Annotated in this window: 19 protein-coding genes and 1 pseudogene; 10 read left to right on the top strand and 10 right to left on the bottom strand. The window is 61.1% G+C overall.

Annotated elements, in window-relative coordinates:
• Positions 1 to 52: 52 nt before the first annotated feature.
• Positions 53 to 1,114 (bottom strand): LLM class flavin-dependent oxidoreductase, encoded by a 1,062-nt coding sequence (locus B0G74_RS31825; protein WP_132379880.1) that lies wholly within the window; start codon positions 1,112 to 1,114, stop codon positions 53 to 55.
• Between the two features lie 293 nt (positions 1,115 to 1,407).
• Between B0G74_RS31825 and B0G74_RS31820 the strand changes: the two genes are divergently transcribed.
• Together B0G74_RS31820 and B0G74_RS31815 are read left to right on the top strand one after the other, a co-directional pair.
• Entirely contained in the window at positions 1,408 to 1,860 is a 453-nt protein-coding gene (locus B0G74_RS31820; protein ID WP_132379878.1) for a helix-turn-helix transcriptional regulator, read from the top strand.
• 2 nt (positions 1,861 to 1,862) lie between these two features.
• Complete coding sequence (locus tag B0G74_RS31815; protein ID WP_132379876.1) at positions 1,863 to 3,194, top strand: type II toxin-antitoxin system HipA family toxin; 1,332 nt, start codon at positions 1,863 to 1,865, stop codon at positions 3,192 to 3,194.
• A 210-nt stretch (positions 3,195 to 3,404) separates the two neighbouring features.
• On the opposite strand, the gene B0G74_RS31810 is transcribed toward B0G74_RS31815, so the two are convergent.
• A complete protein-coding gene (locus B0G74_RS31810; protein WP_132379874.1) occupies positions 3,405 to 3,977 on the bottom strand; it encodes a cupin domain-containing protein in 573 nt (190 codons plus the stop codon).
• A gap of 611 nt (positions 3,978 to 4,588) precedes the next feature.
• On the opposite strand from B0G74_RS31810, the gene B0G74_RS31805 reads away from it, so the two are divergent.
• Together B0G74_RS31805 and B0G74_RS31800 are read left to right on the top strand one after the other, a co-directional pair.
• Positions 4,589 to 5,539 (top strand): oxidoreductase, encoded by a 951-nt coding sequence (locus B0G74_RS31805; RefSeq protein WP_132379872.1) that lies wholly within the window; start codon positions 4,589 to 4,591, stop codon positions 5,537 to 5,539.
• A 310-nt stretch (positions 5,540 to 5,849) separates the two neighbouring features.
• Positions 5,850 to 6,272, top strand: coding sequence for a hypothetical protein (locus B0G74_RS31800; protein ID WP_132379870.1), 423 nt, complete (start codon positions 5,850 to 5,852; stop codon positions 6,270 to 6,272).
• Between the two features lie 197 nt (positions 6,273 to 6,469).
• Here B0G74_RS31800 and B0G74_RS31795 read toward each other — a convergent pair whose 3' ends face one another.
• From B0G74_RS31795 to B0G74_RS31785, 3 genes are all read right to left on the bottom strand, one after another.
• Complete coding sequence (locus B0G74_RS31795; protein WP_132379868.1) at positions 6,470 to 7,405, bottom strand: SMP-30/gluconolactonase/LRE family protein; 936 nt, start codon at positions 7,403 to 7,405, stop codon at positions 6,470 to 6,472.
• Between the two features lie 16 nt (positions 7,406 to 7,421).
• Entirely contained in the window at positions 7,422 to 8,276 is an 855-nt protein-coding gene (locus tag B0G74_RS31790; protein WP_132379866.1) for an SDR family NAD(P)-dependent oxidoreductase, read from the bottom strand.
• A 177-nt stretch (positions 8,277 to 8,453) separates the two neighbouring features.
• A complete protein-coding gene (locus B0G74_RS31785) occupies positions 8,454 to 9,368 on the bottom strand; it encodes a LysR family transcriptional regulator (protein ID WP_132379864.1) in 915 nt (304 codons plus the stop codon).
• Positions 9,369 to 9,570: 202 nt separating this feature from the next.
• Here B0G74_RS31785 and B0G74_RS31780 point away from each other — a divergent pair, with 202 nt between their 5' ends.
• Positions 9,571 to 10,626, top strand: a complete 1,056-nt coding sequence (locus tag B0G74_RS31780; protein WP_132379862.1) for an aldo/keto reductase — start codon at positions 9,571 to 9,573, stop codon at positions 10,624 to 10,626.
• Positions 10,627 to 10,648: 22 nt separating this feature from the next.
• Entirely contained in the window at positions 10,649 to 10,951 is a 303-nt protein-coding gene (locus B0G74_RS31775) for a hypothetical protein (protein ID WP_132379860.1), read from the top strand.
• An 80-nt stretch (positions 10,952 to 11,031) separates the two neighbouring features.
• Here B0G74_RS31775 and B0G74_RS31770 read toward each other — a convergent pair whose 3' ends face one another.
• The 3 genes from B0G74_RS31770 to B0G74_RS31760 all read right to left on the bottom strand — a co-directional run bounded on the left by B0G74_RS31770 (position 11,032) and on the right by B0G74_RS31760 (position 15,396).
• Positions 11,032 to 12,573: an altronate dehydratase family protein gene (locus B0G74_RS31770; RefSeq protein WP_132379858.1), complete on the bottom strand. Its 1,542-nt coding sequence runs from the start codon at positions 12,571 to 12,573 to the stop codon at positions 11,032 to 11,034.
• Between the two features lie 194 nt (positions 12,574 to 12,767).
• Complete coding sequence (locus tag B0G74_RS31765; RefSeq protein ID WP_132379856.1) at positions 12,768 to 14,105, bottom strand: MFS transporter; 1,338 nt, start codon at positions 14,103 to 14,105, stop codon at positions 12,768 to 12,770.
• Positions 14,106 to 14,175: 70 nt separating this feature from the next.
• A complete protein-coding gene (locus B0G74_RS31760; protein WP_132379854.1) occupies positions 14,176 to 15,396 on the bottom strand; it encodes a fumarylacetoacetate hydrolase family protein in 1,221 nt (406 codons plus the stop codon).
• Positions 15,397 to 15,567: 171 nt separating this feature from the next.
• Between B0G74_RS31760 and B0G74_RS31755 the strand changes: the two are divergent.
• Positions 15,568 to 16,519: pseudogene (locus tag B0G74_RS31755) on the top strand (LysR family transcriptional regulator).
• 75 nt (positions 16,520 to 16,594) lie between these two features.
• On the opposite strand, the gene bamA reads toward B0G74_RS31755, so the two are convergent.
• Entirely contained in the window at positions 16,595 to 18,835 is a 2,241-nt protein-coding gene (gene bamA, locus B0G74_RS31750; RefSeq protein ID WP_132379852.1) for an outer membrane protein assembly factor BamA, read from the bottom strand.
• 168 nt (positions 18,836 to 19,003) lie between these two features.
• Positions 19,004 to 19,408: a hypothetical protein gene (locus B0G74_RS31745; protein WP_132379850.1), complete on the bottom strand. Its 405-nt coding sequence runs from the start codon at positions 19,406 to 19,408 to the stop codon at positions 19,004 to 19,006.
• Between the two features lie 933 nt (positions 19,409 to 20,341).
• On the opposite strand from B0G74_RS31745, the gene B0G74_RS31740 reads away from it, so the two are divergent.
• Genes B0G74_RS31740 through B0G74_RS31730 form a run of 3 tightly spaced genes read left to right on the top strand, consistent with a single transcriptional unit; the run spans position 20,342 to position 26,190 of the window.
• Entirely contained in the window at positions 20,342 to 23,533 is a 3,192-nt protein-coding gene (locus B0G74_RS31740) for an efflux RND transporter permease subunit (protein WP_132379848.1), read from the top strand.
• Positions 23,523 to 24,710 carry an efflux RND transporter periplasmic adaptor subunit gene (locus B0G74_RS31735; protein WP_132379846.1) on the top strand — a complete coding sequence of 396 codons (1,188 nt, stop codon included), beginning with the start codon at positions 23,523 to 23,525 and terminating at the stop codon, positions 24,708 to 24,710. The genes B0G74_RS31740 and B0G74_RS31735 overlap by 11 nt, the downstream gene beginning before the upstream one ends.
• Positions 24,703 to 26,190, top strand: a complete 1,488-nt coding sequence (locus B0G74_RS31730) for an efflux transporter outer membrane subunit (protein ID WP_132379844.1) — start codon at positions 24,703 to 24,705, stop codon at positions 26,188 to 26,190. The genes B0G74_RS31735 and B0G74_RS31730 overlap by 8 nt, the downstream gene beginning before the upstream one ends.
• Positions 26,191 to 26,227 lie beyond the last annotated feature (37 nt).

Below are 26,227 nucleotides of genomic sequence, written 5' to 3'. Positions count from 1 at the left end.
GTACCTGGCTTCAGGTGCGACCCTTGATTGACTCCAACCCGATATTCCGCGTTCAGGCGGAAAGGAGACGCCGAACGCGCGGCGCCACCTCTTCCGCAAAGCGCTGCATATCGGCCTCGAAAGGCTGGAACTGCAGCATGAAGAGTTCAATCCCCGCTCGGTGAAAATCGGCGATACGGCGCGCGACCGTATCGTAATCGCCAACGAGCCTTGCGGCCGTGCCCCCGTTCGAACCGACGCGCGGCGACTGTGCGAACGTCTGGATCATCACCACGTTCGGATCGATATTGGCTTTCTGCCGCTCCCGCAGCGGCTTGTCCAATTCGGCCAGCGCGAAGAGATGCTCGAGGTGAGCCTCTGCCTGCGCCTGTGTTTCGCGTGCGATCACGAACGCCGACAGGCCGAAACGCAAATCGTCCTGCCCGACGGGGCGCGCGCGAGCGGATACGTCGGCGATCAGGCGTGCAACGTCGTCGTGCGGTTGACCATTGATGAACCACACGTCGCCGTGCGCCGCCACCAGTGCGCGCGCCGGCTCCGACTCACCACCGACGTAGATCCGCGGACGTGCGCGAAACGGATCAGCGGGACGCAACTGATACCCGTCGATGTGGAAGTTATCGCCGCGGTGATTCACCACTTCGCCGCGCAGCAGCGCATCGACGACCGAGATCCATTCGCGGCCGTACACGTAGCGTTCATCGTGTTCCGGAAAACCGATGCCGGCGCGTTCGAGCTCCGGACGATTCCACGCGTTCACCAGATTGATTGCAAAACGCCCGCCGCTAATGTGCTCGATTTGCTGCGCCATCTTTGCGAGCACGACCGGGTGATAGAGATAGGGCTTGATGGCCGTAATGATCTCGATGCGCGACGTGAGCGCCGCCAATGCAGCCGATGCCGTCCATGCCTCGAGCTGGTCGAGCGAGGCGTCATGCGGATTGACCGTATGCTGGGCGACGAGCACCGAGTCGTAGCCGAGGCGCTCGGCCTCGAGCACGAGCGTCTTGTTGCGTCCCCAGGAGGCGTCATACGGTTCTGCGGGATCCTGCAGCGCCGCGCGGCTACCATGCACGAGCGCCCAGATGCCGAAGCGCGGAGGTTTGGCTGACATCGCTTTGATCAACGGGAAGATACAGGTGAAGGGACGCCCATGCTACCGCTACCTGTACGCCTCGCCATCCAATTTCTATCGATATGCAATTGCCGGAAAGGCATTAAGACCCTCGTCGCGCAATGCGCGCATACGACAATGCGGACTACCCCGCGCCCCACGGGTCGACTTAACAGTCTATTTTCTGTATCTGCCATTTACAGCATATTTTCTGTATTCGTCGAATACATAATATATACTGTTTCTGTCATTCACAGACTGGTTGATGTTTTCACGACTTTCCGAGGTCGCCCGTGGACTATCCCGTTAAAACCCCTCGTCAGTTGCGGCCACTTCTTGTCGGCTTCCGCAAGGCCGCCGGACTCACGCAGTCCCAGGTGGCGAGCCATTTGGGGGTCGCCCAGCAAACCTACGCCCAACTCGAGGCAAAGCCCGAATCCGCGAGCATGGATCGGCTATTCCACGTTTTGAAGTTGCTCAAGGTCGATATCGTTCTGACCCAAGTGTTCAGCTCGGCCCTTCCCGAAGGCCACCAATCCGGGCGTCTGCGTACAGCGGCGCCGCCGGTCGCGGCAAAGCAGAGCGTGGCAAAAAAGCGTGCGACTACTACGGCCGCGAAGACAGCGGGCACCCGCAAGGCGGCCGCCACCCCAGCGCGCGGTAGCGGTCAAGGCGCGCCGAAGCCGCCCACCCGGAAGCGAGTGGCACCAGTGACTACTGCCCCCAAGAAGCGGGAGGACTGGTAACAATGGGCCGCCGCTCGCACGCCAAAAGCCTCAACCTCTGGATGAACGGGTTGCCAGTCGGTACCTGGGAGACCACGCGGGACGGAGAGAAGCTGACCTACTTCGAAGCCTGGATAGAAGACGAACAGGGACGTCCTCTATCGCTCTCGCTGCCATTTACGGCCGGCAATCAGCCCTATCGGGGCAAGGTGGTCTCGGACTATTTCGATAACCTGCTGCCTGATAGCAGGGCTATCCGCGAGCGCATCGCAGGGCGCTACAAAACTGGCGGCACGTCGCCGTTCGAGTTGCTGGCCAAGCTTGGACGAGACTGCGTAGGCGCTACCCAGATGCTGCCTCCAGACGAAACCCCGGTGAATCTTGAGCAGATCAATGGGCGCCCCCTCAACGAGGCGGAAATCGCGCGGCTACTGCGGGAAACAACGGCCCCACCCGTATTGGGCCAGCATGAACCCATCGATGACCTGCGCCTGTCCATCGCCGGCGCGCAGGAAAAGACTGCGCTTCTGTGGCACGACGACCAGTGGGCCATCCCGGAAGGCAGTACCCCGACCACGCATATCCTGAAGCTACCTCTTGGACTGGTCGGAAACATGCGCGCCGACATGCGCACGTCGGTGGAAAACGAGTGGCTGTGCTCGAAAATCGTCGCAGCGTATGGTTTGCCGATCGCCAATTGCGACATCGCCGCCTTCGAGGACCAGAAAGTGCTCGTCGTCGAGCGATTCGATCGCAGGTACGCGAGCGACGGTTCATGGATCCTGCGGCTTCCCCAAGAAGATATGTGCCAGGCGACAGGGACGTCCGCCGCCGACAAATATGAGTCAGATGGCGGGCCCGGAATCCAGAAGATCATGGAAGTCCTGGCCGGTTCAGAACGGTCCGCCATCGATAAGCGCCATTTCTTCATGACGCAGATCGTGTTCTGGATGCTCGCCGCCACCGACGGGCACGCGAAGAATTTCAGCATCGCACACCTGAAGTCCAACCGCTATGAGGCCACGCCGATCTATGACGTTCTCTCCGCGCACCCGATCATTGGCAATGGACCGAACCTGCTTTCTGCGCGTCGGGTGAAACTGGCAATGGCGGTGCGTGGCAACAACGCCCACTATCTGATCAACGATATCCGTCGACGCCACTGGATTGCGCAGGGGCAACGAGTCACGCTGGCTCCGGCCGACGTCGAGGAGATGATCACCACCCTAACGGACATGACGGAGGATGTCGTCGCGGAGGTTGAGGCGCTGTTACCGGCCGCGTTTCCAACCGATGTGTCGGACAGGATCTTCGAGGGCCTGCGACAACAAAGCGCGAAGCTCGCCGCCCAGTAGACCGGTTGAAGGCAGCGGATCCGTCGCCGCTATTGCAATCAAGCGGGACAAACTGACGACGTCTTCCACCGCCGCGACAAAGGTAGCGCGTATCGGCGCTAGCCAGTCTGCAACGTCGGCGGATTCTTCTCGAACAGGTACCCCGGGTGGCTCGTCCTCACCGAAATCATGAGCCGACAGCAGCGTATCGCCACTGGTCTGGTCGGCGATCTAAAACAGTCTGGGTGTACCGGCCCAGACAACGACCGACTCGATGTGGGCGGTATTTACCCAGCTATGCGGCACCGTCGATTCGTAATGCGCGCTATCTCCCGCGCGCAATTCAAATGTCTTGCCCTCCAGCGTCAGCGATACCTGACCGGCGATCACGTACATGAACTCCTCGCCAGCATGCGTTGTCACTTCGGAACGCTCTTGCCCGGGCGGCATCCTCACGAGAATGGCCTCGAGATGACGGCCTCCGGTCAGGTTCGTGAGTCTGGCAAACAGGTTCGCCGAATCCGCAAAGCCAAAAAACGTCAACTGCTCCGCGCGGCACACCGAACGTTCTTCACTGGGCGTGTCGAGGAAATACTGCACCGCCACTCCGAGTGATCTAGCGATACCCGCCAGCGATGTAAGGGAGGGGCTTGCCAGACCTCGTTCGACTTGCGACAGGAACGGCTTCGAAATGCCAGCCGCAGTGGCCGTATCATCGAGCGTGCGCTTTAGCCGCTGCCGCAGCCCGCGTATCTTGCTACCCAGCGCAAGAGGTGAATCGCTATTGTCAGTTTTAGTGAGCATGGCACGCCAGAATTAGCCGCTCTTGGCGGGTGTAACAACTTAACAGTGCTACCGATGCGCTCGGCAAGACGAGCGATGTCGCACCCTCGCGTCTGTCGCGGGTGCCTGCGAGCGACGATGTCCGGGCGCTGACCGACTACATCAGCGGCGAACAACAACTCAACCGTGGGCCGCCCATGGAATAACGCGCCGCCCTCTCTCCAGCTGTTGCTCGGTCCTCGGAATGGCCAACATCGTTTAGCCGACTGTAATCCGCTCGGCCTTTTTCATTTGAGTCGGTTTCTTCAGCGGAGCCCCGCATCGGCTCAGTCAGTCAGCGGCTATTCTGATCAATTGTTATTGTCAGGCTTGACGTTGCGTCGCACTTTGCAAAAAATTTTTGCGCCAAATCCCTGATTCAACTTCCGACCGGCATGCTGTAGGAAAACGAAAGGTTGTTCACATCCAATCACATTGACCTCCACGCCTTCTCATGCGCGAACTGGAATCCCCGAACGCAGCACGCAACACGGATGATCAGCATCGCGGGGAACTGCCTACCCGATAGCGACGTCCCAGACTCACTAATGGTAGTCTCGAAGTCGACTACCATCATGCCGAGCCGGAGCAATATGAATAAACAGTGGACCGTGACAGATATTCCGCCGCAGATCGGCAAGCGAGTTCTCATCACCGGTGCGAACAGCGGTATTGGCTACCATGCTGCATTGGCTCTGGCGCGCAAAGGCGCGCAAGTCATACTTGCGTGCCGCGATAAACAACGCGGAGAAGAGGCCTTAGCCCGTCTGAACGCCGCCGCACCCGACGCTCGTGCTGAACTGGCGATTCTCGATCTCGCATCCCTCGCGTCCGTAGGACAGTTCGCACAGAGGCAGCTCGCCGGGCAACGCCCCATTCACATTCTGGTCAACAACGCTGGCGTCATGGCGCCACCGAAACGGCGCGAAACTGCCGACGGCTTCGAACTGCAATTTGGCACCAACGTACTCGGCCATTTCGTGTTGACTGCGCTCCTTATGCCCGCTCTCGAACTAGCGGCCACTGGATCGCCTGAGCGACCACGCATCGTTACGATTGCTTCCATCGCGCACAAGCTAGGACAGATCGATTTCAACGACCTCCAATCCACAAAGACGTATTCGCCGATGCAGTCCTATCGGCAGTCAAAGCTCGCGGATCTGATGTTTGCGTTCGAGCTCGACCGGCGTTTGCGCGCTGCCAACTCCCGTGTCATGTCGGTTGCCGCTCACCCCGGCGTCGCAAACACCAATCTGTTTCGGGGCGGTGACCGCTCGGCGATTTCAAGAGCTGCCCGCGAGCTCCTTAGTCATTTCATCGGTGCCGCGCTGAACACCGATTACGCAGGCGCGCTGCCGACCCTTTACGCCGCTACTTCGCGTGACGTCGGTGACGGTGGCTACTATGGTCCACAAGGCTTTCTGGAGGCACGTGGAAGCAGGATCGGCGAGGCGAGTATCGCCAGACAGGCAAAGGACACTTCGAACGCCGGCCGTTTGTGGCAGGTTTGCGAGGAGCTCACCCAGGTACGCTTGCGCCCATAGGGCGGGCCGGCCAAAACCTGAAGCGAGGATCAGGAACGGACGCCTCACGCGGATGGTCGCGGATCGGGCGAACATCAACACGGGTTAGGCAGGTGCGCGGACCGATAACGGATAGACGCGCTGCGGCAGCCCTGGTCGCGAGTTTTCGTGGCGCTGGTTACCCCGCCTATACCTCTGTATAGGTAAGTTACGCTAACGCGGCATCGGCATATCCCACCGTAGAGTAGATTCGTGCTCCGGTAAAACCTACTCTTCTCTCATTCCGACAGGACCGGCGAGCGCGCAAGCTCGCGTGCGGCAGGAGAACCGAATGACTCTCGAATTTTTAAGCCATCAAGTCATTTTCGACCAGGCGGTCCAGCATCTGTTCCAGCAGCGCGAAGCAGCGCTCTTGCCGCGCGGCGGCGGCGCATATCGCGGTTACTGCGGCGGCTGTCCAATCGGCAACTTCATCAAGCCACGCGACTACCTGTCAGTGATGGAAGGTGTTCCCATTCACTATGTCAGCAGGAAAAAGCATGAAGTGCCCGCTTATATGGACGTGGGTGTCGCTGCGCTGAGAAGAGCGCTACTGCGTTCGAAGATCAACGTATACGACCCGCAGACGGTCAGCCTGCTGAGCTGCCTGCAAAACGTACATGACGTCTTCGGCGTCTGGGAATGGGGCGACAGGCTGCAATCGATCGCGCATCAATTCGGCCTTAACGCAGACCAACTGACGAACGCTGCGTAAGGACGGCCCGGGCTCGAGCACACGGCGTGCCGTGCCGCTACGATTGCGACTGCAGTTCCTCGCCAACCCGCTGGAGTACGTTATGCCGGGAGTTCAGCGAGCGCCAGCGCACTTCCTGAACCCGCATAATCCGCATCATGACCGGCCGGTGTGCGGTGACGCCGCCGACCGGGCGCGGACGTAATCCACCGACGAGCTCAGGTTGCAACCGCCGCAGTCGTATCCACGTATAGCGCGTACAGTGACTGCCCGGCTGCCATGAACAGCCGGTTGTGCGCCGCGCCGCCGAAGCAGACGTTCGCGCAGCGTTCGGGCAGAGCAATGCGCCCAATCGCGTTGCCGTCCGGCGCGAATACCATCACACCGTTCAGTCCCGGTCCGGTGCCCCAACCGGCCCACAGGTTACCGTCCATGTCGCAACGGAAACCGTCTGGCGCGCCGTTCTCGCCCGCATCGACGAATACGCGTCCGCGCACGAGGCGCCGACCGTCCTCGACATCGTACACACGGATACGCCGCGGCTTCGAGCCCGATTCGACGATGTAGAGGCGGCGTTCGTCGGGCGAGAAGCAGATGCCGTTCGGATTGACGATGTCGTCGGCGACCACCTCCGCCCGGCCGGTGGCCGGGTCGAGGCGATAGACGTTGGTCGGCAGCTCGGGCTCACCTTTGACACCCTCGTAGTTGTTGGAGATGCCGAACGGCGGATCCGTGAACCAGATGCTGTCGTCGCTCTTCACGACCACATCGTTCGGAGAGTTCAACCGCTTGCCGTCGAAGCGATCGAGCAACACGGTCAGCGTGCCGTTGTACTCGGTGCGCGTCACGCGCCGGTTGCCGTGCTCGCAGGTGATGAGCCGCCCCTGGCGGTCCCGTGTATTGCCGTTCGCGTACCCCGAAGCCCTGCGAAATACCGACGTCGCGCCAGATTCCTCGTCCCACCGCATGATGCGGTTGTTCGGAATATCGCTCCACAGCAGGAAGCGGCCGTCGCCGAACCACACCGGTCCTTCGCCGAAGCGCATGCCAGTCGCAAGCCGCTCGACCGCCGCGTTCGTGATCCGGTATTTCAGGAAGCGCGGATCGAGCACTTCCACTGCGGGATCGGGATAGGTTTCACTTTGTTGCCACATAGTGCTGGCTCTTGAGTCAACGGGGCTGCTTGATGAACGCTTCGAATGCCGTAGCGTAGTCCGGATGCCAGCGCGACAACGCGGGCCGGTTCTCGACGATATCGCCTGCGGCCCATAGGATGCGCAGTTCATCGAGTGAACGCGGCACGTCGTTGTCGGGACACAGTATGTAGAAGTCGCCGGCGTCTAGACGCTCCAACATGAAATCGACGGTCTGCTCAGGCGTCCATGCGGCGGCGGGCTTTTCCACGCGGCCGTTGCGTGTCAGTTCCGTGAACACGAAGCCAGGAATCAGCAGATGAGCGCTAATCCGGCAGTCGGCGGTGTTGCGCAGTTCGTGCTGCAGCGCTTCGGTGAACGCTTTCAGACCGGCCTTCGCAACGTTGTACGCGGGGTCGCCCGGCGGCGTCGTGATGCCTTGCTTCGAACCAGTGTTGATCACAAGTCCCGGACGACCGCGCTTGATCATGTCCGGCACGAAGACTTGCGTACCGCGGATCACGCCCCACAGGTTGACACCCAGCACGCGCTCCCAGTTCCCAGTCGGACCGAACATCCCGCTACCGGGCTGAATGCCGGCATTGTTCATCAACACATCTGTTCCGCCGAAGCGTTCGACGACGGTTGCGTGCAGGCGGCGAACATCGTCGGCGACGCTGACGTCGGTCTCGACCGCAAAGACGTCTTGTGTGCCGCTTGGGGTCAGCGCGGCGATTTCCTCCACCGCCTGCGCGATGCGGTCGGCGCCGAGGTCGGCGATGCAGACGCGCAACCCAAGCTGCGCAAAGCGTTTGGCAGCAGCCAGGCCGATGCCGGCGGCGCCACCGGTGATCACGGCAACGGCGCCGGGGGTCAGGGCAGAATGAGTCATGAGAATCCTCGTTGATGCCGGAATCGCGGCGCCTACAAGCGACTTACGATCCCGATCCGTTGGAACAGTGAGTCGGCGATCCTAGCATGACCATTTCTTTCGTGACCGGCCGGGCTCCCAATGACGAGCGGTCCTAAGCATGTTGCGCTATTGCCGCGCGAAGCGGTCAGTCGAGCGTCAGGTCGCCATCGCGGGCAATTTGAGCAAGTCCAGGAAAGCACGGGCGACGGGTATGAGCGGTTCTCCCGCGCTTCCCTTAAAAACGGCCGCGAGTTCCCAGCAGGGCTCCTCGGCCTCGCGCAGACGCGCCGTTGCGACCGGTGCGCCGTGCGTATTGCTGCCCCTCGCGGCGGCCACGGATTCGGGCACCATGCTGATTGCAAGCCCCTGTGCGGCCAGTTCAAGCAGCATCGGCATGTCGTTGACCTCGAAGCTGGTCCGGCGCTGCAGCCCTGCCGCCGCAAAGCTTCGATCGACGAGCCGCCGCACACTCCACTCCGGGCGCAGATCGGCGAATGTTTCGTCGACGAGATCGGCCAGCTCCAGCCCGCTGGCGCCCGCAAGTCGATGATACGTCGCGCAGACGACAACCATTCCTTCGCATGCGAACATGTGCGACCCGAGATCGTCGAGCGGCGTATCCGGCGGCTGCGTGAACGCGAGGTCGAGGCGCCCTTCCCTCACATCGTCGATCAACGCACGCGAGCCGTCCAGTGTCAATTCGATATCGATCCCACCGAACGCGGCCCGAAACCGTCCTAGAGAAGCCGGCAAGTCGACGAAAGGCGCGAGACCATGAATCGCACCGATACTCAGCCGCCCGCGTGCGAGCCCATGAACCTGCGTGACGGCGTGCCGCGCGTCGCGGGCGGCAGCCAGTACCCGCTGCGCCTCTGCGAACAGCACCTCGCCGGCAGGCGTCAAGGCGACTCGCCTCGTGCTGCGATTGAATAACGGTCCGCCCAGGTCTTCTTCCAGCGAGCGGATCGACGCAGACAATCCGGACTGCACAAGGTTGAGGCGCCGCGCCGCGCGCGTGAAATGTCGCTCTTCCGCGACCGCCACGAAATGTTCGAGTTGCTTCAAATCCACGTTGGCACTCTTTCTGCAGAGACGATTAATCACGGAAACCGCTTAATTGGATCACATCTTTCTATTGGAATGGTAATTCAATCTCCGTTATCGTCGCATGTCTGGACACGTGAAACGCCGCGCACGAAATGCGGGCGCAATGGGACTTAACGACCGCACGCCATTTGCGAATCCTCACAGCATATAGGGAGATTGCTTCATCATGGACTACCGTCAACTTGGCCGTTCGGGCCTCAAGGTGTCGACCGTCACGCTGGGCACTATGACGATGGGCGGCAAAGGCAAATTCGCCAGCGTCGGCGAGGTCGGCCTCGACGATGCGCGCCGGCAGATCGACATGTGCATCGACGCGGGCGTCAACCTGATCGATACCGCGGACGTCTATTCGAACGGTGCGTCGGAGGAAATCGTCGGCCAGGCGCTCGGCGGCAAGCGCAAAGGCGGCGTGCTGATTGCGACGAAAGCCCGCTTTCCCATGGGTGACGGCCCGAACGACCGGGGTCTGTCGCGGCATCATTTGATAGAAGCCTGCGAGGCGAGCCTGCGCCGTCTCAAGACCGATGTAATCGACCTCTACCAGGTGCACGAATGGGACGGACTCACGCCGCTCGAAGAAACGCTTGAAGCGCTCGACCTGCTTGTCCGGCATGGCAAGGTCCGGTATGTCGGCTGCTCGAACTACTCGGGCTGGCACCTGATGAAGGCGTTGCATGTGAGCGAACGCGATCGCCTGCCGCGCTTCGTGAGCCAGCAGATTCATTACACGCTCGAAGCACGCGAGGCGGAATACGAACTCGCGCCGATCGCACTCGATCAAGGCCTGGGCATTCTCGTCTGGAGCCCGCTCGCAGGCGGCCTGCTGTCGGGTAAGCACCGCCGCGACGCGACGCCCGAGGGCACGCGTCAGCTCGCAGGCTGGACGGAGCCGCCGATCCGCGACGCCGAACGACTGTGGTCGATCGTCGATACGCTTGTTGAAATCGCCGGCGAGCAAAATGTCTCGGCTGCGCAGGTCGCGCTCGCATGGACGCTCGGGCGCCCCGCCGTCACGTCGGTCATCATCGGCGGACGCAACGAGAAGCAGTTGCTCGACAACCTCGGCGCGGCGAACCTCAGACTGAGCGCCGAACAGCGCGAGCGGCTCGACAAGGTGAGCGCGCCGCCCCTGCTCTATCCGTACTGGCATCAGGTGCAGACCGCGCACGATCGTCTTTCAGTTGCGGACCTGTCGCTGTTGGAGCCCCATCTCAAGGCGTAGACGCGCATCCATTCCCCATCTCATGGCGATGGTCGGCATGCTGGCGGGAGGCTGCCTCGGTGACAGCCTCCTGAAAAAGGGTAAATCGGTAACGGTCGCGCGCAAGTTGCCGGTGATCGTCGGCCTCGTGTTGACCGCCACGATCGTTCGGCAATCTGTCCGGTATTACTACGCCCGTCGTTTTCGGCATGATCCTGCAGCGCACGCACAACTTCCACTATGCGATGTGATACGTCTCGATCGTCGCCGTTCTGGGCATCCTTTCGTAAATCTTCCTCGTCGGCAAAATCGAAATGATCGTGCCGCCGAAGAAGCGGAAACCTAACGCGTACGGGGTTGCGCAGTCGAGCTAGGCTCAAACAGGCTGGCTTACGCTAGCCGCGCCAAAGAAACGCAAACGCCGCCTTATGTGATGGCGCCAATCTGCCAGGGCACGAATTCATTCTGGCCGTATCCGTGAAGCTCGCTTTTCGACGCCTGGCCCGACGCGGTCGCAAGCATGAGTTGGAAGATCTCCTCACCGAGTTCGTCGACCGTTCGTTCGCCGTCGAGGATCGACCCGCAATTCAGGTCGATGTCCTCTTCCTGGCGTTGCCACAAAGCGGTATTGGTTCCCAGTTTCAACGAGGGCGACGGCGCGCAACCATAGGCGGAGCCGCGACCGGTCGTAAAGCAGATCAGGTTTGCGCCGCCCGCGACCTGCCCGGTCGCCGAAACCGGATCGTAGCCCGGTGTATCCATGAAAACGAGACCGCGGGCACACACCAGTTCGGCGTACCGGTACACGTCGACGAGATTGGTCGTGCCGCCTTTCGCTACGGCGCCAAGCGACTTTTCGAGAATCGTTGTCAGCCCACCGGCCTTGTTCCCGGCCGATGGATTGTTGTTCAGATCGGCATTCATGCGCGCGCAGTATGCTTCCCACCAGTGGATCCGTTCGATGAGCTTTTCGCCGACTTCACGTGACACGGCCCGGCGCGTCAATAGATGTTCGGCGCCGTAGACCTCGGGGGTTTCGGAGAGAATCGCCGTTCCACCGTGCGAGACCAGGCGATCGACTGCCGCGCCGAGTGCCGGATTTGCGGTAATGCCGGAGTAGCCGTCTGAGCCGCCGCATTGCAAGCCGATTACGAGGTGCTTGGCATCCACGGGCTCGCGCCGTACCTTGTTCGCTTCCGCGAGCATTGCCTTGACCTGTTCGATGCCCGCCGCCACCGTGCGCGCCGTGCCACCGGTCGCCTGAATGGTCATCGTCTTCAGCGCCGCGCCGGACGTAAGACCCTGGCTTTGCATAAGCCCATCGATCTGATTGGTTTCGCAGCCCAACCCGACTATCAGCACGCCGGCGAAATTAGGATGCCGTGCATAACCACCGAGAGTGCGCCGGATCATTTCCAGCGCTTCGCCTTCGGAATCGATCGCGCAGCCCTGAGCGTGCGTCAGCGCGATCACGCCATCAACGTTTGGATAGTCCGCAAGCGCTTGCGGATGAATATCGCGACGAAAGTAATCTGCGATGGCGCGCGCCGCCGTTGCGGAGCAATTGACCGATGTCAGAATGCCGATGTAGTTACGCGTTGCGACACGTCCGTCGGCGCGTACGATGCCCATGAATCGCGCCGCTGCTGCGACCGTCGACGCCGGCTTCGCATCTGCGCCGAACGCGTAGTCCCGATCGAAATCGCCCATCGCAAGGTTGTGCGTATGGACGTGCTCCCCGGCATCGATGGCACGTGTCGCAAAGCCGATGATCTGGCCGTAGCGCCGCACTGGCGCGCCCGTTTCGATAGCGTGGACGGCAAGCTTATGACCCGCCGGGATCAACCCACGTACAGCAAGACTACCGCGGATGCGCATGCCCGCGACAAGCTGGTGCCGCGCGATGACGACATCGTCATCTGGATGCAGTTGCACGATTGGCTCTACGGTTGCCGAAGGATCGGCCATTGTGTTTCCCGCATTGAATATCATGACGTGGCCTCCTCGCTCTGCGCTGCGCGCACTGCCTCGCCTGTTACGGCATCAAGGCCGACGAGCGTATTGATCGATGCGCAAGCGCCGCATCGTCCGCCGATGAAATGATGTCCGAGAATGCTCATGTGAATATCCGGTTAAATCGCGTGCAGCGTGCCTGCATGTGCCTAGCGAAGCGTCGCTTCGGCCGAGCCAATCGGCGCTTCGGCTACGCGGCGTGACTGCAAGCCGATGCTCATAAGCAGGAACACGCCCACGACGCCTGCAAACGCCAGGGTGAACATGCCTGCACGAGGGCTATGAAAGAGCGTCTCCACTGCCGTCTTTAATGTGGGCGCGATGAAGCCGCCGAGATTGCCGAGCGCGCCGATCATTGCAATACCGCTCGCTGCCGCGGTACCGCTCAGGTAGGCCGTCGGCAAGGTCCAGAAGAGCGGCTGGACGACTACGAAGCCGACCGTCGCGATACAGAATGCGACGAGCACGGGTCCGATGTGATTGCCGAGGGTAGACAGTGCTATTCCTGCCGCGGCCGCTGCCAGCATGGCGATGGCGAGTTGCCGGTGCTTCCCGCTCGCGTCCGCGTAGCCGGTGATAAAGCGCAGTGCGATGAGTGCGCACAGCCAGGGAATGGCGGTCAGCAAGCCGACCTTCGAGCCGATGGCGGTACCGGTCAGCTCCGAAATCCGCGTCGGCAGATAGAAGATGACGCCATACACGCTGACCTGAATGGCGAAATAAATCGATACAAAGCGAAGCACGTTCCAGTTGCGCAGCGCGGTCAGCGCAGTAGCCGGCCCATGCGCAACCTTGTGCCGGTCTTCCGCTGCAATGGCGTTTTCCAAAGCGTCTTTTTCGGCCGACGTCAGCCACTTCGCGTGGCGCGGTTTGCTCACCAGATAGAAGAACGCGACGATGCCAACAGCCGACGCAGCGAGACCTTCGATGAGAAACATCCATTGCCAGTTGTGCAGCCCGAGGCGGCCACCCATGACCTCCATCAGATAACCTGACAGCGGGCTGCCCAGCACGAGCGCCACTGGCAAGCCAAAGTAGTAGATGCCTAGCGCCTTGCCGCGTTCACGTGCGGGGAACCAGTATGTGGAATAGAGAATGACGCCGGGCGAAAAACCTGCTTCGGCCACGCCCAGAATGAAGCGCAGCGCATAGAACGAGGCCTCGTTGTGCGCAAACATCATGGCCGCCGACGCAAGCCCCCAAGTGACCATGATCCGGCTCAACCAGAGCTTCGCACCCACCCGATGCAGCATCAGATTGCTCGGGATCTCGAACACCGCATAGCCGATGAAAAAGATCCCCGCCCCGAGCGCAAACGCCGCGTTGCCGATGTTCGAATCGACTTGAAGGGCCTGTTTGACAAACCCGACGTTCGAACGGTCAAGCATCGATAGCGCGAACATCAGCGCGAGGAAGGGCGCGAGCCGCAGGCGCGCCTTGCGCACCGCGCTTTCCAACGGGTCTTGCGTAACGTGTTGAGTCTGCATCTCGTCTATCTCCTTGAGGAAGCCGGGTATGCCGGTCTGTTATGGGGGGCTAGAGCCGGGTCATACGTGATCAGAGAGAGGCTGTGTCCAGTAGTCCTCGTGCAGCAAGGTTCGCCATCAGCGCGCGCACGCCGAAAGTCCACGGCTCGATGCGGTCGCTGTGGTTGACCCGGTTGACCAGCGTGCCGAGCTGCCGGCTCGAAATCTTCACGATATCGCCCAGCTTGTGTGTGAAGCCCGCGCCAGCGGCGTCGCGGTCTTCGATTGGTGCAAAAAGCGTCCCGAGGAACAGCAGCGCGCCATCGGGGTATTGATGGGTCGAACTGATCGTCTGCGAAACGAGATCGAGCGGGTCGCGCGTGATCTGGTCCATCGAACTCGTGCCTCGCAAGACAAAACCGTCGCCGCCTTCAACGCGCAAATCGACTGTCGCCCGGCGCACATCGTCGATCGAGAAAGTCTCGTCGAAAAGCCGCAGGAAAGGGCCAATCGCACACGAGCCATTGTTGTCCTTCGCCTTGCCAAGCAGGAGCGCGCTGCGTCCTTCGAAGTCGCGCAGATTGACGTCGTTGCCCAGCGTCGCGCCGAGCGCGCGGCCGCGGCTGTCGATCGACAGCACGATTTCCGGCTCCGGATTGTTCCAGACCGAATTCGGATGCAGCCCGATCTCCGTGCCTGTACCCAAAGCCGCCAGCACCGGTGCTTTTGTGAAGACTTCCGCGTCAGGGCCGATTCCAACTTCAAGGTATTGGGACCATAGTCCCTGCTCGATCAGCAGCGCCTTCAATTCGCGCGCCTCGGCGGAGTCCGGTCGGATGCTGGTGAGACTATCTCCGACCAGAGACCTGATCTGCTCTCGCACGCGCACCGCGCCTTGCGGGTCGCCCTTTGCCTGCTCCTCGATCACTCGTTCAATCAGGCTCGCCGCAAAGGTCACCCCTGCTGCTTTGATGACCTGCAGATCGCAAGGCGCGAGCAGATGGACGCGCTCCCGGTTGCGCGCGGTGCCGCCCGTTGCATCGGCCGTATTGCCGATGATCGTCTCCAGCTTGCCGATCCAGCGGCCGCTCGCGGCTCGCACCGTCGCGACCGGATCTTCCCGCTCCAGCAAGCTGCTGATGGTCGGTGCTGCGTCGGAAATGTCGAACACTCCGTCGGCGCGCAAGACGACTACGGCGGGACCTGCGGGCATTGAATTCGCGGCAGGTACCCAGGCGCGGCCGACAAGCGTGCCGGACAATCCGTCCGACGGAAGCGTGTCCGTTACGCTGAGTGAAAGCGGGGATGTCATGTCTGTCTCCACTGAAGTTTGTCTGGCGCGCGCGGCTTGCCGCCAGTTCGCGCGTTGATTCCGCGCGTTGATTCGCCCAGCAGCAACTTTAGGCAGCCGACCGATAAACATCCAATCTCTTATTCAGTACAATCGATTCCATCCGGTTATGAGTTCGTGCGTGTTTACCCCATGTCCAGACAATTTGCGGTGCGTACGTCGAGCGTCCTGGCAAGGCTGCGCTTCAGACATCTTCAACTGCTCGATGCCCTCGGACGCACGCACAACTTGCGCATCGCAGCCGAACAGATGCTTATCACCCAGCCCGCGGCGACAAAAATCCTGAGTGACATCGAATCGATGTTCGGGGCCCAGTTGTTCGAACGGCTACCACGGGAGATGCGCCCAACCGATCTCGGCGTATTGTCCGTGCGCTATGCGACCGCGGCGGTAGCCGATCTGGGCAAGTTCGTGAACGAGTTCAGCACCTTGAGCGATGGCGGCTACGGTCATCTCACCGTCGGCGCTATCTCGGCTTCGGCCGCTCAGGTGGTGACGACCGGCATCAGGGAGATTCGCCGGCAGCGGCCGCAACTGGTCATCAAACTGGTCGAGCAAAGCAGTGACCAACTGGCGGTCTGGCTCGAAGAAAGGAAGCTGGACGTGATGGTCGGCCGTCTGACGGAGCCGCGCCATCAAGTACTGTTCGACTTCGAGGTGCTGTCCGGGGAACCGGTCTGGGTGGTCGTCGGACAGCATCATCCGTTGCTGCAGCGGCGGCGGCTGGAGTTGGCCGATCTTGGCGCGTGGCCATGGATTCTCTATCCGCAAGCAACGGCTATCAGGCAGCTGTTCGACGAAACGTTCGCCGGCGCGGGCATTCCTGCGCCGGTGGGCATGGTGGAAACGCCTTCAATCTTTTCGACACTGGAACTGTTGCAGGCAACCGACATGATTTCGCTGCAGCCACGTGCCGCTGTCGAAAAAATATGTAAGCAAGGGTCTGCTCGGACACCTGCCCATTCCCATCACCCGGACCATGACGAGCTACGGTATCGTCACGCGCAAGCACGAATTGCCGTCACAGCCCATGCAGGAATTCATCGCCATTCTACGTTCCGTGGCGGGACGTGTCGGCGAATGAGCGCTGCCAACGCGGGACGGATCGAGTGAGGCAACGGTGACGATAGGGATCGGCGAGAGCGGTCCGACGATAGCCTTAGAACGATGTGCCTATCTGGAACTGGAATTTCTGATACTGATCGCCTGCGTGCTTGACGAGCGGAAAGCCGAGGCTCAACTTGAGCGGACCGATCGGCGAGATCCAGGCGAGCCCCAGCCCATAGCCGTAGCGCAATCCGTTCGCTCCGATGCTACTGCCTTCGCTGCCCCATACATTGCCGCCGTCGAGGAAGGTAAAGACGCGCAACGTGCGGTCGTAGCCGGATCCCGGCAGTGGAACGGTCAGCTCGATATTGCCGACGACCATCTTCGAGCCACCGATGGGATCGTTGGTGGTCGCGTCGCGCGGGCCGAGCGAACTTGGTTCATATCCACGCACTGAACCGATACCGCCCGCATAGTAGTTCTTGAAGATCGGATAGGGCTTGCCGTTCAATCCATTGCCATAGCCGCCCTGAAAGTTCAGGCCAAGCACGAAGCCACGCGCGAACGAATAATAGTATTGCGCCTGGAGGTCTGCCTTGTAGTACGGCGTATCACCCAGCGGCGTGCCGTATTCGGCATTGGCTTGCGTATAGTAGCCCCGGCTTGGGACAAGCGCGCTATCACGGTCGTCACGTGACCATCCCGCCGTCAACGGAACATTGTTGGAGACACGGCCGAATTGCGTGACGTAATCCTTATAGCTCTGAGGCGTATTGGCGTCGATATCCAGACGGTTCTGCTCGAACCCCAGCCCGAAGTACACCATGTCGGCCTCGGAGAAAGGCACGCCGAATTTGAGGTCTGCTCCTGCCGTGATAATTCGGAAGCTCGAGTCGGTCGAATAATACAAGGGCTCCGTCGTGCGGTAATAAACGTCGGTGATGCGCTTGATGCCGTCAATCGTGAAGTATGGATCGACCTGTGTGACCGTCAACGTACGGTTGGTAGTGGAGGTGTTCACATTCAGTGCGAGGCTCGTGCCCGAGCCGAACACGTTGTCCTGCGATACGCCCGCGGAGATAATGGGCCCCTCGCCCGAGCCATAGCCCAGGCCCAGCGAAATCGAGCCCGTGGGTTTTTCCGTCACCTTGACGTCGATATCGACCTGGTCCTGCGTGCTTTCGACCGGCACCGTGGTCACGTCCACATCCGTGAAGTAGCCGAGACGGTTGATCCGGTCTTTCGACAGCGCGAGGCGGTTCGAGTCGAACCACGAGCTCTCCATCTGACGCATTTCGCGGCGCACCACTTCGTCACGCGTACGCGTGTTGCCGACCACGTTGATGCGGCGCACGTAGACGCGGCGGCTCGGGTCGACTTGCAGCGTCAGGTCGACCTTGTGGTTGGCCTGATCGATCTGCGGCTGCGCATTGACGGTGGCAAACGCGTAGCCGTATTCGCCGAGCTTGTCGACGATCGACTTGGTGGTGGCTTGCAGCTTTTCAGCCGAGAAGCGGTCACCCGGTTTGATCTTGATGAGCTTGGCCAGCTCCGGCTCGCGGTCGAGCAGATTGCCCGCCAGCTTGATATTCGAAATCGTGTACGGCTCGCCTTCGTGCAGCGTGACCGTCAGATACATGTCCTTCTTGTCCGGCGAGATCGACACCTGCGTCGAGTCGATGTTGAACTCGAGGTAGCCGCGATTCAGGTAATACGAGCGGACGTTTTCGAGGTCGCCGGTAAGCTTGTCTTTCGCGTACAGGTCATTCTTCGTGTACCACGAGAACCAGTTCGGCGTGGACAACTGCATTTCGTCGCGCAGCGTGCCCGTGCTGAATGCCTTGTTGCCGATGAAGTTGATCTGGCGGATCTTCGCGCTCGGACCTTCGGCCACCGAGAACAGCACCGACACGCGATTGCGGTCGATCGGCGTGATCGTGGTGGTGACTTCAGCGGCGTAGTAGCCGCGCGTCAGATACTGACGCTTCAGTTCCTGCTCGGCCTTGTCGACCAGCGCCTTGTCGTAGTAACGGCCTTGCGACAAACCCACGGCGCGCAGCGCCTTGGTCAGGTTTTCCTTGTCGAACTCATGAATGCCGGCGAAGTCGATCGTGCCGATGGCCGGACGTTCCAGCATCTGCACGATGACGACGTTGCCTTCGGTCGTGATCTTGACGTCGTTGAAGAAGCCCGTGGCATACAGGGCGCGAATCGCCTCCGATGCCTTGTCGTCGCTGAAGGTGTCGCCTTGCTTGATGGGCAGATAGGCGAACACGGTACCAGGTTCGACGCGTTGCAATCCCTCAAGACGGATATCGCGAATCACGAACGAGTCGCTCGCGTGGGCGGACATTGCAGTCACACTTAGGCCGACGAGAGTCACCGCCCTGCTACGGCGTGCAGTTGAAGTTTGAACAAGCATGCAAAGGGAAGCCAAATGATAGAGACACAACGTGGAGAGCCGACTTCAATACGCTGTGTCGCGTATCGATCGAGGGCGCGGGTGATTCAGGTGCGAGCTCTATTGCACCGTGATGGCGGACAGATCACCAATCTTTGCGATGCCGCTCACAAGCGCCAGAACTTCCGTCATGTGTGCGGCCTCAGTGCGTTGCATGCGAAACGACAGTTCCGCGCCGCCGGGCAGACGGAATGTAAGAATCAGATGGGCTGCCGCACCGGCGTCCTTGCCGATCTCCCAGGCCTCACACGGCATCGCGAATTTCACACTCTTTTTCTTGCTGCGAATCCGCTCCGACACGCCAATCGCGTTCGACAACGCTGCCAGCAGCTCGTGCATGACTGAGCAATGCAACGCAATGCTGGAAGTCTGATTGGCTTTCAACATCAAATACTGACCGTCGCCCGTCAATTCGAAGCCACGTACGGAGTCGATCGCAAGAGAGGTCGCGGTGCCATGGAGCACTCCAGAATCAAGCAAGGACTGAAGTGTAGGACGCGCTCCCAAGCCTTGAGTTACGCGACGGTTAGCTAAACTTTCCTTCGGCCCTTATCCATTACTGAATCTTCAATCCAGCAAATTTATGCGGCCCGCGGGCAACATTGACCCTGAACATTTCAGAAGAGAAAGGGAGATCGGCATGCGATTGAAAGCATCGTTCTCCGCCAATTAACGACCGACTCGGGGGCGTGAAAACCGCTTTCTAGTCCACATGTTTTCCGCACAACTGTTTTGTGCAAAACATCGCTTTTACCGTGACGTTCATCTTGAATGATGTGGCGGTGGCGTGAAGACCTCATCTCCAGAATCGAAGTCGACTCTTTGAATGCCACTTAGCAAATGGTGTCAAGAGCACATGTGGACCTCTCGAACAATCGGTAATAAAAAACGCTGACGGTTTAGCCTTCGCAGGAAACGGCGCTCGCACGCCTGTGTCCGGTTCTTGACACACATCGCTCTGCCCAACAATGACAAGGTATTCCCGGCATTTGCGGGTAAAGAGAAATGGACTCACCCCGCATTCATACGTACCTGACTTCTTATTTGTCCTTCAGCAGGAATGCCGAGCTTTGTGTACATTCGCGCTTGAGTTGCGTTGCAGCACATCGGCACGTGGCCCAAGGCGACCCTCTTCGTTGCGCATGTCTTTCTCTTCCAAACGCCAGGCAATTGAAAGATGCACGCAAGCTTTTCGACTGATCGTAAGCAGCAGAGCAATTCTCAAGAAATGCAGATTATGCGTAGCCCTATCCAGTATTCCGTCACGGTCGAATATGCCCTCAGCTCAAGTGCGTCTTGTGCTTGTGGCAGGTGCAAGCACGCGGCTGCGCGCCACCGCACGCCGCGCTAGCCTCCGCCAGGACACTCTTACGTTTTACCCCAAGCTCTGGAATTCTCATGCTCGGCCTAGTCCGTATCGCCCTTCGGCGACCCTACACCTTCGTAGTCCTGGCGATATTCATTCTCATCATCGGTCCTTTGTCCGCGATGAGGACGCCAACCGATATCTTTCCGGATATCAGGATTCCCGTGATCAGCGTCGTGTGGCAGTACACGGGTCTGCCCCCGGACCAGATGGTCGGCCGCATCACCTCGCCATTCGAACGCACGCTGACGACCACGGTGAACGACGTCGAGCATATCGAGGCGGAATCGGTCGCCGGCTTCGGGATCATCAAGATCTTCTTCCAGCCGGGCGTGAATATCAGCACGGCGAACGCGCAGGTGACCTCGGTTGCGCAAACTCAATTGCGGCAGTTGCCTGCAGGTACGACGCCTCCTCTGATCCTGAACTACAACGCGTCGACCGTGCCGATCATCCAGTTGGCGCTGTCTGGCAAGGGACTCTCCGAACAGAATCTCGGTGACCTTGGCCTGAATGCAGTGCGCCCGGTTCTCACGACGGTAGCAGGCGCAGCGATTCCTTACCCGTTCGGCGGCAAGACACGTCAGGTGCAAATCGACGTCGACCCGGCGGCACTCCAGGCGCGGGGCTTGTCCGCACAGGATGTCGCCAATGCGCTCGCCGGCCAGAACCTGATTACGCCGGTCGGCACGGAAAAGATCGGTGACTACGAGTACACGTTGCAACTGAACAACGCACCGTCGCAAATCAAAGCGTTGGGCGATCTGCCGGTCAAGGCGGCCAACGGCACCACGGTCTATATTCGTGACATTGCGAACGTGCGCGACGGCAGCCCGCCGCAGACCAATATCGTGCACGTGGACGGCCGGCGTTCGGTACTGATGTCGGTGCTCAAGAACGGTTCGGTGTCGACGCTCGGCATCATTTCCGGCATCAAGCAGCGGATTGCTGCAGGTAAGGCGTCATGGCCCGATAACCTGCAGATCGAGCCCATCGGCGACCAGTCGCTGTTCGTGCGGGCGGCGATCACCGGCGTGGCGCGCGAGGGCGTGATCGCGGCTGTGTTGACGAGCCTGATGATCCTGCTGTTCCTTGGCAGTTGGCGCTCGACGATCATCATCGCAACCTCGATCCCGCTCGCCATCCTTGGCTCCATCGCCACGCTGTCCGCGCTCGGCGAGACGTTGAACATCATGACGCTCGGCGGTCTCGCGTTAGCGGTAGGGATTCTGGTCGACGACGCCACGGTGACCATCGAAAACATCAACTGGCACCTCGAGCATGGCAAGGAGGTGGAGACGGCTATTCTCGACGGCGCCGCGCAGATCGTCACGCCGGCGTTCGTCTCGCTGCTCTGTATCTGCATCGTGTTCGTGCCGATGTTCTTCCTGAACGGCGTCGCGCGCTTCCTGTTCGTGCCGATGGCTGAAGCGGTGATCTTCGCGATGATCTCGTCGTTCATCCTGTCGAGAACCCTTGTGCCGACGATGGCGAAATACCTGCTGAAACAGCATGTGCACGACGAGCACGCCGAGGACACGAAGCGCCCCGGTCCGCTCGGGCGTTTCCAGCGCGGCTTCGAAGCGCGCTTTGAAAAGGTGCGCAGCGCCTACCGCAGGTTGCTCGAACTCGCGCTGACCCACCGGCGTCCGTTCGTCAGCGGCTTCCTCGGCTTTGTCGCCCTCTCCTTCGCGCTGGTGCCGTTCCTCGGCCGCAACTTCTTCCCTTCGGTCGATTCCGGACAAATCCTGATGCATGTGCGCGCACCGGTCGGCGTTCGGGTTGAAAAGACCGCGCAGATCTTTGCGAATGTCGAAGGCGCGATCCGCCAGATCATTCCGCCCGCGGATCTCGGCACCGTGGTCGACAACATGGGTCTGCCGGTCAGCGGCATCAATACCGCGTACAACAACACCGGTACGGTCGGCTCGCAGGACGGTGACATCCAGATCGCGCTGAACGAAGGCCATCGTCCAACCGACGAGTATGTTCGCGTCATGCGTGAGAGATTGCCGCGAGAATTCCCGGGCGTCACGTTTTCTTTCCCGCCAGCGGACATCATCAGTCAGATCCTGAACTTCGGCTCGCCGGCGCCGATCGACCTGCAGATTCGCGGCAATAACCTGAACGCCAACTACGCGTATGCGGACCGTCTGCTGCGCCAGGTCCGCGATGTGCCGGGCGTGGTCGATGCGCGGATCGAGCAGTCGCACGGCAACCCGACCTTCAACGTCGATGTCGACCGTACGCGCGCGCAATTGCTCGGCATCACCGAGCGTGACGTGACGAACAGTATGGTGGTGAACCTCGCGGGTTCCAGCCAGGTCGCGCCCACGTTCTGGCTGAACAACGCGAACGGCGTGTCTTATCCGATCGTGATGCAGACGCCGCAATACAGCCTCGATTCGCTCGCCGCGCTGCAAAATCTGCCGATCACGGCCAGCGGCGGAAGCACCGCCCAGATCCTCGGTGGTCTGGCGACAGTCGAGCGCACCAGCAGCAATGAGGTTGTCAGCCAGTACAACATCCAGCCCATGGTCGAGATCTTCGCGACCACCCAGGACCGCGACCTCGGCGCGGTGGCGTCCGATATCCAGCGCATCGTGCACGACAACGCCGGCACCTTGCCCAAGGGCTCCTCCGTTGCGCTGCTGGGCCAGGTCCAGACGATGAACAGCGCCTTTGCCGGCATGTTGTTCGGCCTGCTTGGTGCGGTGGTGTTGATCTATCTGCTGATCGTGGTCAACTTCCAGTCGTGGGCCGACCCGTTCGTGATCGTGACCGCGTTGCCTGCCGCGTTGGCGGGTATCGTCTGGATGCTGTTCGCGACCCACACGACGCTCTCGGTACCTGCATTGACCGGTGCGATCATGTGCATGGGGGTGGCGACGGCCAACTCGATTCTGGTCGTCAGTTTCTGCCGCGAACGTTTTGCCGTCCACGGCGACCCATTCAAGGCCGCGCTCGAAGCGGGCTTTACGCGTTTTCGTCCCGTGCTCATGACCGCGCTTTCCATGATCATCGGCATGATGCCGATGGCGCTTGCATTAGGCGAAGGCGGCGAGCAAAACGCGCCACTTGGCCGCGCGGTGATCGGCGGTCTGCTGTTTGCCACCACCGCTTCGCTGTTCCTCGTCCCCGTCATTTTCTGTATCGTTCACGCGCGCCCCGGGCGCGCGGCTACCCCGGCATCCGTCTCGGGAGGTCCTGCTCATGTCGTCTGAATCTACTTTTCCCACTGATACACCGTCGCGCCGCCCGCTTCTGGTAGCAGGCGTGGTCGGCCTGCTGGTCGTCTTAGGCATTGTCGTCGCCGGTCTCACGCTGCGAGCCGCCGATGCCCGCAAATTGAAAACCTGGACTGACGCCCAGGCCGTGCCGACCGTCAACGTGATCCAGCCCTTGCGCGACGCCAACGGCCCCTCGCTGCAACTGCCCGGCCGCCTCGAAGCGTTTACGCGGGCGCCGATTTTCGCGCAGGTCAGCGGCTATCTGAAATCATGGAATGTCGATATCGGCGCGCCGGTCAAAGCGGGCCAGGTACTCGCCGAAATCGAAACGCCCGAGCTCGACCAGCAACTATTGCAAGCGCGCGCGGATCTCCAGAGTGCACAGGCGAATGCTTTGGTTGCGGGTACGACTGCGAAGCGCTGGGAAGCGCTAAGCGGCACCGATTCCGTCGCCCAGCAGGATGTCGATCAGCGTACGGCTGATTACGCCGCCAAGGAAGCGATCGTCGCGGCCGCGAAGGCCAACGTGGACCGCCTCGTCGCCACCAAGGCTTTCGCGCGCATCGTCGCGCCATTCGACGGCGTGGTGACCGCCCGCGACACCGACGTCGGCGCGTTGGTCAACGCCGGCAGCGGCGGGGTCGGACAGGAGCTGTTCGCGGTCTCCGACGTCAAGCAGTTACGCGTGTATGTCCAGGTGCCGCAGAACTACGCACCGGCGATACACGACGGCACGACCGCCAACCTGACCGTCCCGGAGTATCCCGACCAGCAGTTCACCGCGCGCGTGGTGGCGGCGGCAGACTCGGTCAATTCGAGTTCGGGAACGACGCTGGTTCAACTACTGGTCGACAACGCCAACGGCAAGCTACTGCCGGGTGGATTCGCCAGCCTGAAATTCTCGTTGCCCGCTTCCGCCGATTCGGTCCGTGTACCGGCCAGCGCGCTCGTCTTCGATAGTCGCGGCGTCGTAGTCGCCACGCTTGGCGCGAACGGTCACGTGCTGTTCAAACAGGTGAAGATCAATCGCGACCTGGGCGATTCGGTGGAGATCGGCTCAGGGCTCGCCGCAACCGATCGCGTGATCGATACACCGCCCGACGGACTCGCCGACGGCGACAGCGTGGAGGTGGCGACGGCGACCGACAAGAAGGCAGCTGCACATGGTTAAGTATGGACTTCCGGCGCTTCTCGCGAGCGTCGTCGCGCTCTGCGCCTGCTCGTTCGCGCCGCAATATCACGTCCCGCCGACGCCGATCGCGGCGCAATACAAGACGGTCGGCCCGTGGACCACGGCACAGCCCGCCGACCGGATAGACCGCAACGGCTGGTGGAAGATGTATGGCGACGCGCAGCTCAACGATCTCGAAGCGCGTCTGCTGGCCAACAACACCGACTTGCGCGCGGCGTACGCACACTATGAGCAAGCGCAGGCTTTCGTGGCGCAGGTCGAGTCGGGGCTGTACCCGTCGGTCAGTGTGAGCGCCGTGCCGCTGCGTGAGCGCCAGTCCGACAACCGGCCGTTGCGCGTGGGCGGCCCGAACGACTACAACTCCGTCACGCTTGGCGGCGAAATCAACTATGACCTCGACCTTTGGGGGCGCGTGCGCGACTCCGTGGTGGCCGGCAAGGACGAGGCGCAGGCGACCCAGGCCGATCTGGCCTCGGTCAGGCTGAGCCTGCAGGTCGAACTCGCGGACAGTTGCCTCCGCTTGCGCGGCCTCGACCAGCAAACCGAGCTGTTGAACGAAACTGTCGTGGCGTATACGAAGGCCCTGCAACTCACGCAAACTTTGCATAACAGTGGAATCGTGTCGGGCCTCGACGTTTCCCGAGCGCAAACGCAACTTTCGTCAGCGAAGTCGCAGCTGTCGCAGAACCTGGCGCAACGGGCTCTGCTTGAACATGCGATCGCGGTCCTGGTCGGAACCTCTGCGTCCGAATTCAGCCTGCCGCCCCAGACCGCCGCGATCGCGTTGCCGGCGATTCCCACCGGCCTGCCGTCGACGCTGCTGCAACGCCGGCCCGACGTCGCTGCGGCGGAACGCCGGGTGGCCGAGGCCAACGCAAAGATTGGCGTCGCGCGGGCGGCCTACTTCCCGGACATCATGCTGAGCTTGCAGGGCGGTGTGCAAAGCGCAGCCTACGCCGGCCTCGTTAGCGCGCCCAATCTGTTCTGGGCGGTCGGCCCGCAGCTCGTGCAGTACGTGTTCGACGGCGGGTACCGTCGTGCGCAACTCGATTCCGCCAAGGCGGCAACTCAAGAAGCGGGAGAACGCTACCGCGGCGTAGTACTGTCTGCATTCCAGCAGGTTGAAGACAACCTTGCCCTGCTGTCGTATCTCGGTACTGCGTTGGGTGAGCAACGGGACGCAGCCAACGCCGCGCAGTACTCGGTCGACCTCGCGTTGCGTCAATATCGCCAGGGCGTGGTGGGCTACCTCGATGTCGTGCAGGCACAGACGGTCGCACTCGAAGCGCAACGCAGCGTGCTCGATATCCAGACGCGCCAGTTGAGTGCGAACGTGCAACTCCTGCATGCGCTCGGCGGTGGATGGTCAAGCGACGAACTGGCTCAAGCCGCTGCGGCGCCGGCACTCGTCGCAACAGCAACGGCAACGGCAACGGCAACGGCACCCAGCGCGAATTGACCGCCGCTGCATGGCGCGGGAACGGCAGCCCCGAATT

Source organism: Paraburkholderia sp. BL9I2N2, assembly GCF_004339745.1.
GTDB lineage: Bacteria > Pseudomonadota > Gammaproteobacteria > Burkholderiales > Burkholderiaceae > Paraburkholderia.
The sequence above is the reverse complement of the archived record's forward strand: the minus strand, read 5'-3'. Positions and strand labels throughout refer to the sequence as shown.